Below are 3,234 nucleotides of genomic sequence, written 5' to 3' on the forward strand. Positions count from 1 at the left end.
ATGAAGGGATCGCAAGTAAAGAAGAGCACATCCTTTTGAAAAGTTTTAGAGAGCTCAAACCTAAAAAGCAGAAAGCATTTTTGTGTTTGATTTCCTCCCGCTCTACGCTCTAAAGGATGCATATTCCTGACTTAAGGGCTGCTCTGTAAACAGTCCGGCTTCTGTTGGCGGGGAAGGGTGATCTACTCCTGACCCATTCATGTGGTTCACTTTAAAAAGGGCGTTACGGGGCAAGTCACGCCCATTTATTACACACTCTAAAAACACTTAAATATGTGAAGTTTTACATGCCTTATATCAGGGCTCTGAACAACGATGTTTTCCGGCACAACATGATAAACCGCGCTTTTTTTCAGTGAACACTAATGCGTATTGTTATTGGGTTTTTTTTCTGTTAAGAAGCATATGCAGTGTCGTAAAAGAGTTAAGTAAGAAATTTAAATAGCGCGTGAAGCATCAAAGAAACTTTGAAAAAATTTTTGAAAAAATTAGTTTAGGAGAGCTTTTTATAAAAGCCCGTCTTAGAGAGGCAGATAAGTCTTTCATCTTAAGATGGTTTGCTTTACGTTTCAAAACTTGATAAAAATTCAAAAAATATAAAAACTTCGAAAAAAATAGGAAGAGAAGCTTTTTCTGGTATGCAGGGGGGAAAATGGTCAATAAATTAGACAAAAAACAGATTATATTTTTAGCATTGCCACTCATCTTTTCAATCATTGTAGCTTTTTTGGTCAATATAACCATCAATAACATTACAGAAAATGGAACGACGCCTGATGCTTATTGGTTTGTAAGATCAAAGCCACTGGATATTTTAATCCTTATTGCATTTTCATGTTCTTCATTCATCTTATTACAAAAAAGGCATATCAGAAAAAATATCACTATTTCGTCCATGATCATCTTTGGTTTGTTTGCAACTTATTATAGTGCAAATGAATATATCAGACTTAGTCCATATGTAGGTCAAGATAATATGACATGGGCGGATGTTCTTCCTTTCTTTGATAGGATGGTTTTATGGGGTGTTGTTATTGGCGTTATTATCCTTGGTTACACGATAAAACTATCATTACCTAAAGCTTCACCTTTGAAAATTTCAAAAAATACGATCTTTGGTGGTGTTCAATGGATGAGTATGAAACGCCTTGAAAAGATTTTTCCTCGTGATGGCGAAGTCGTCATAGGAGAGCGCTATAGAGTCGACAAAGATATTGTTAAAGATGTCCCTTTTAATCCTAAAGACAAAACAACATGGGGAAAAGGTGGTCGCCAGCCATTGTTGACATATAAACTCAATTTTGATTCAACCCATATGTTATTTTTTGCTGGTTCTGGTAGTTATAAAACAACCAGTAATGTTATTCCAACTTGTCTCAAATATTCCGGTCCACTGATCGTTTTTGACCCTTCAACTGAAGTCGCTCCAATGGTAAAAAAAACAAGGCAGCTGTCAAACAGAAAAGTATACGTTCTTGATCCTCATGGTTCTTCAACGGAAACTTTTAATCCTTTAGATTGGCTGTTAGATGAAAATCTACCCCTTTATGAAAGAGAAGCGGGGTTGGTTGAAGTTGCTAGACTCCTTCTTTCTGAAAACGGCAAATCAACTTCGACTGATCAATTTTTTGTATTACAGGCACATAATTTGTTAACAGGACTACTTGCGCATATTGTCTTTTCTGATGAATACACATTAAAGGAAAAAAACTTAAAAACCCTTCATACGATCATGTCAATGCCAGAACCATCCGTGATTGGAAAATTGCAATCTATACGATCAAATTCTCCATCCCAATTTATTCGTGAAACCCTTGGGGTGTTTACAAATATGGCTGAACAAACTTTCTCAGATGTCTATTCTACTGCTGCAAAAGATATACAATGGCTTTCACTCTCTAACTATGCAAACCTTATCAGTGGTCATGATTTTAAAACTACCGATATAACAAAGGGAAATATTGATATTTTTCTAAATATCCCCTCAAAAATTTTAAAATCTTATCCAGGTGTTGGGCGTGTCCTTGTTGGCTCTTTTCTCAGAGCTATGGAAGCCGCTAATGGTAATTATGCAAAAAGAGCGCTCTTTATTTTAGATAATGCTGATCTTTTAGGATATATGAACATTTTAGAAGAAGCACGTGATCATGGACGCAAATATGGTATATCTCTCATGCTTTTTTACAAGTCTGTAGATCAAATAGAACACTATTTCGGTTCGTCAGGCGTTATGACATGGTTTGAAAATTGTGCTTTTGTAAGCTATGCCGCAATAAAAGATATTAAAACTGCTGAAAATATATCTAAGGCATGTGGTCAAATGACCATTGAAGTGAAAGATTCAAGCAAACCTCTAGGAGGATTCCATACAAGAGGGACAGAAAATATAAAAACCCAGCATAGACCTTTAATATATCCACATGAAATAACACAAGAAATGCGAAAAGACGAACAGATTATTCTTATGCAAGGGCAACCACCTGTTCGTTGTGGACGCTCTATCTATTTTAGACGTAAGGATTTAACAGCTCTTACTAATGAAAATAGCTTTTCTTCTTAATAAAGCATCTATTTTTTAGTTAAAATGAATAAAATATTGTTGTATTTTTGGATGATATAATTAGAGATAAATTATTTTTATAGTACATTTTTATAATATAGTGGCTTGAAAATGGGAGAAAGTCATAAACGATCTTTCTGCTAAGAAGACAAACACCAAAAAAATCAAGACATACAAAGAGTATCTTATCAATTATAATATGTGGGGTGTTCAAGATAATACGTAGAATATTGGCTGTGATATTTAAAAGGTTGCTTTACGCAATCTTCCTTATTTTATTATTCATTCGTAAACCAGTTTTTGCCTTCTTAAACTTCTTTGCTGGTGGCTTGGCTTTATTCCTATTTTTCTTTTTTGGGGATACACAGCGAGAGTTGCACCCTATGAACACCAAACAGCAATGGTCATTGGTTTTATTATCATGATATTTCTTTGCTTGTTTGCTAATGATGCCTATGAAAGGCTTTTACTACGAGCTAATACGTCTAGCATCTCTTGATTATGATCTTATACTTATTTCAATAAATAGAGCTCACTTCGTTCGTATATAATTTAATCAAAAATGAGAGGTTATCTGCCTCTGATAAAAATACAAATAAAGACTGTTTTTAAATTTTATTGCTAATTTCATGAAATTACTTTATTGGTAAGAGAATGTTTTGGTCGTCTACGCA

The 3,234-nt window shown here is 34.4% G+C and carries 1 protein-coding gene; it reads left to right on the forward strand.

Going from position 1 to position 3,234, the window contains the following annotated elements; translation table 11 throughout:
* Nucleotides 1–652 precede the first annotated feature (652 nt).
* Nucleotides 653–2,560: a Ti-type conjugative transfer system protein TraG gene (gene traG / locus ACFINZ_RS09145; RefSeq protein ID WP_375701367.1), complete on the forward strand. Its 1,908-nt coding sequence runs from the start codon at nt 653–655 to the stop codon at nt 2,558–2,560.
* The last annotated feature ends 674 nt before the right edge of the window (nt 2,561–3,234 follow it).

The sequence above is a fragment of the Bartonella sp. AA81SXKL genome (assembly GCF_042196945.1).
In the GTDB taxonomy this organism is placed as follows: domain Bacteria; phylum Pseudomonadota; class Alphaproteobacteria; order Rhizobiales; family Rhizobiaceae; genus Bartonella.